This window comes from Thiohalophilus sp. (assembly GCF_031581315.1).
Classification (GTDB): domain Bacteria; phylum Pseudomonadota; class Gammaproteobacteria; order UBA6429; family Thiohalophilaceae; genus Thiohalophilus.
In genome coordinates, this window is sequence record NZ_JAVLAZ010000010.1 from 1 (window position 1) to 4,137 (window position 4,137).

2 protein-coding genes are annotated in these 4,137 nt (G+C 53.5%); one reads left to right on the top strand and one right to left on the bottom strand.

Features of this window, described 5'->3' with window-relative positions; genetic code table 11:
- Window positions 1–15: 15 nt before the first annotated feature.
- Complete coding sequence (locus tag RI563_RS02405; protein WP_310692787.1) at window positions 16–1,716, top strand: putative bifunctional diguanylate cyclase/phosphodiesterase; 1,701 nt, start codon at window positions 16–18, stop codon at window positions 1,714–1,716.
- Window positions 1,717–1,921: 205 nt separating this feature from the next.
- Here RI563_RS02405 and RI563_RS02410 read toward each other — a convergent pair whose 3' ends face one another.
- Window positions 1,922–4,093, bottom strand: coding sequence for a malate synthase G (locus RI563_RS02410; protein ID WP_310692749.1), 2,172 nt, complete (start codon window positions 4,091–4,093; stop codon window positions 1,922–1,924).
- Window positions 4,094–4,137: the final 44 nt, after the last annotated feature.

Sequence of the window (4,137 nt, forward strand, 5' to 3'; positions counted from 1 at the left end):
TTTGGCGTTATCGCCATGACATTGATTCAGCGGCTGACCCGGGCGTTGCGAAGTTCCGAGAGAAAGTTCCGTGCGACTTTCGAACAGGCCGGGGTAGGGATTGCGCAGATGGCGGAGGAGGGTCACCTGCTGGAGGTGAACCCGGCGCTGTGTGAGATATTACGCTATCCCCGAGAAGAAATACTCAAGCTGGATTATTCACAGCTTGTTCATCCGGAAGATAGAAAAAACAGGGCGGACGTTTTTGGAGAAATAATCATCGAGCCGTTTGCCACGCACACAATGGAGCTGCGCATGCTTCGAGGTGATGGCGAGACAGCCTGGATTAGAGTGACATTATCCCGCTTTGCGGAGCAAACTGATTCACATGCCTGTTATCTCGCGATTATCGAAGACATATCCGAATCACACCGGTTGTCGGCCGAGCTGAGTTATCAGGCCAGTCACGACGAGTTAACCGGGTTGATTAACCGCCGGGCATTTGAGCGTTATCTGGATGATGCGTTGAATCATGCCAGAAATGAAAACTCCGTTCACGCCCTGTGCTTTATCGACCTGGATCAGTTCAAGATTATCAATGACACCTCGGGCCACTTTGTTGGTGATTATCTGCTGCGGCAGGTGGCGGAAATGCTCAGCCAGCATTTGCGCAAAGGCGATGTGTTGGCTCGCCTGGGTGGTGATGAGTTTGCGCTGATACTGGAATATTGTGATCCCGACAAGGCGATCGAGCTGACTGATAAACTGCGCCAAACCCTGAACGCGACACGGTTTGCCTGGGAAGATCGAAGTTTCAATATTGGTTGCAGTATCGGAATCGTGCCGATTACTTCCGCCAGTGTGGATACGACCAGCTTGTTACGGATGGCCGATGCGGCGTGTTATCTGGCCAAGGAACAGGGGCGAAACCGTATTCATCTTGTCGATGACGATGACCAGGCGCTGGTCGAGCGGCACGAGCAAATGGAATGGGTTGGTCGCATTCATGCGGCGATTGATGATAACCGGTTGTTTATGGACGCCCAGTACATTACCTCTTTATCGAGTGCGGAGCAGAGACGTTATGAAGTGCTTGTGCGCATGCGGGATGAGGATGGCCGTGTATTGCCGCCGGGCGCTTTTTTACCGGCCGCGGAACGGTTTGATATCGCGCATTTGATCGACCGCTGGGTTATTGAGCATGTGCTCGTTCAGCTTGGCAGCCATCCGGAGCATCTTGCGACGCTGGATGCCTGCCATATCAATATTTCTGGCTGTTCATTCGATCATCTGGATTTTCTCGATTTTGTGGTCGGTTTGTTTGAACGTCATGCCGTTCCGGCAGAAAAAATCTGTTTCGAAATTACCGAGACGGCGGCGGTCAGAAGTCTCACAGATGCCCGTGTCTTCATGGAACGTCTCGGCGATCTTGGCTGTACTTTTGCTCTCGATGATTTTGGTTCGGGGTTGTCGTCGTTTGGTTATTTACGACAATTGCCGGTTGATCTTATCAAGATTGATGGCAATTTCGTACGCAATATTGTCACGGATGCTACCGATCGGGTCATGGTTAATGCGATCAGCGATATTGGTCAGTCGATGGATAAAATGATTGTTGCCGAGTTTGTTGAAAATGATAATACCCTGAAGCTGTTGCAGGATATGGGCGTGCATTTTGCTCAGGGGTATGCGGTTCATTATCCCCGCAGCTTTATGGATATCGTAAAAGGTGGTTAGCATTATCCAGCTGAACAAGTATTCCGAGCATCGGTCCAGCAAAGATTGCTTCGTTACTTTGTTCCTCGCAATAACACCCTTATTTTCGGCCATTGCGAGCGAAGCGAAGCAATCTTTTAACAATATGACAGGGCATTTGGAATGCTTATTCAGGCACTCGCCTGTGCGATTGCTCTGTGCTGGCATCTGCAACACTTGGCCAGATTCAGGGTCGGGCTTTTTCCTTAACGATGCGCCGATGTGAATAGAGTAACGGTTCGGTATAGCCGTTGGCCTGTTCACGACCCTTGATAACCAGGTCAAACGCTGCCCGAAATGCCTGACTGTTGTTGAAATCCGGTCCCATCGGGGTATAGGTCGGGTCATCACGATTCTGCTGGTCGACCTTTTGTGCCATGCGCTGCATGATAGCCAGCACCTGCTCGGCATCGCAAAGGCCGTGATGCAGCCAGTTGGCAATGTGCTGACTGGCGATGCGGAGAGTGGCCCGATCTTCCATTAGCCCCATATTGTTGATATCCGGCACCTTGGAGCAACCGATACCCTGGTTTATCCAGCGCACCACGTAACCGAGAATACCCTGGGCATTGTTTTCCAGTTCCTGCGTTATGGCGTCAGTATCAGGTTGTGCGTTATCCATCAGCGGAATGACCAGCAGATCATCGACCGGCGTGCGAGCGTCACTGACGAGGGTCTCCTGCTGTTCAAAGACATTGATCCGGTGGTAGTGGATGGCATGCAGTACGGCAGCAGTAGGGGAGGGGACCCAGGCCGTGTTGGCGCCGGCGCGGGGGTGATCGATCTTGGCAGCCAGCATCGCTTTCATATTATCCGGCATGGCCCACATGCCCTTGCCAATCTGCGCCCTGCCACTGAAACCGCAGGCCAGACCGGTTTCGACGTTGATCTTTTCATAGGCCCGGATCCAGGTGCTTTCTTTCATTGCCCCCTTGCGCATCATCGGACCGGCTTCCATGCTGGTGTGGATTTCATCACCGGTACGATCGAGAAACCCGGTATTGATAAAGACCACCCGATCTTTTGCAGCACGGATACACTCTTTAAGATTGATGGAGGTACGTCGCTCCTCGTCCATGATGCCCATCTTCAGAGTATGGCGGGCCAGTTGCAGTTGATCCTCTATGAAGTCGAACAACTCGTTGGTAAAAGCGACTTCCTCCGGGCCGTGCATCTTGGGTTTGACCAGATAGATGCTGCCCGTGCGGGAATTGCCGAGCTCACTGTCGCCCTGGATATCATGTAACGCGATCAACGTGGTCACAAGGCCATCCAGTATGCCTTCGGGGATCGGTGCGCCGTAATGGGTTGTCACGGCGTCAGTGTGGAGAAAATGGCCGACGTTACGCACCAGTAACAGGCTGCGTCCGTGCAGGGTGAAAGACTGACCCTGCGGGGAGAGATAATCCCGATCCCCATTCAGACGCCGGGTCATCATTCTACCGGCCTTGGAGAAGGTGTCCTCGAGATTGCCCCGCATCAGCCCCAGCCAGTTGCGATAGGCCAGTACCTTGTCTTCGGCATCCACCGTGGCGACTGAATCCTCCAGATCCTGAATGGTGGTGAGTGCCGCTTCCAGCAGGATATCCTTGATACCCGCCGGGTGGGTTTTACCAACAGGATGATCGCGATCGATTTGCAGCTCGATATGCAGACCGTGGTTGCCCAGCAGGACTGTAGTGGGGGCGTCGGTATGGCCATTGAATCCGGTGAATTGTGCCGGTTGCTTTAGCGTGGTGGAGTGGCCCCCTGTCAGCTCAATGGTCAGAGCCCCGTTCATGATCCGGTAATGACGCACATCGGCGTGGCTACCCTGTTCCAGCGGAGCAATCTCATCGAGCAGCGTCATCGCCCGGGCAACAACTTTCTCACCGCGTTTTGGATTGTATTGGGCCGTTTGTTCGGCGCCGCCAGATTCATCGATCACATCGGTGCCGTAGAGAGCATCGTAAAGACTGCCCCAGCGGGCATTGGCGGCATTGAGGGCATAACGGGCATTGGTTAAGGGTACGACCAGTTGCGGGCCGGCAACCTGCGCGATCTCGTCATCCACGTTGGCGGTGGTGATGGTGAACTTTTCACCTTCGGGTAACAGGTAACCGATATCGATCAGAAACTGTTTGTAGGCAGCGGCATCAAACCGGGGATGTTCCCGATGCCAGTCGTCTATCCTGGCCTGGAACTGGTCGCGCTGTTCGAGCAGTTCATGGTTACGCGGACCAAACTGGTGGACGGCCTCGGATAAGGCATTCCAGAACTGCCCGGCCTCGATGCCGGTACCGGGCAAGGCCTCTTCTATAATAAAGGTATGCAACAGACGGTCGATCTGTAATTCGCCTGCCTGGATATACTCACTCATTGTTCACGTCTCCAAACGGGTCGTTCGACGAGGTTAAACCGCTC

Excerpts from the sequence above, each read along its gene's own strand:
- RI563_RS02405 (WP_310692787.1), top strand. The coding sequence starts at position 16 with ATGACATTGATTCAGCGGCTGACCCGGGCGTTGCGAAGTTCCGAGAGA.
- RI563_RS02410 (WP_310692749.1), bottom strand. The coding sequence starts at position 4,093 with ATGAGTGAGTATATCCAGGCAGGCGAATTACAGATCGACCGTCTGTTG.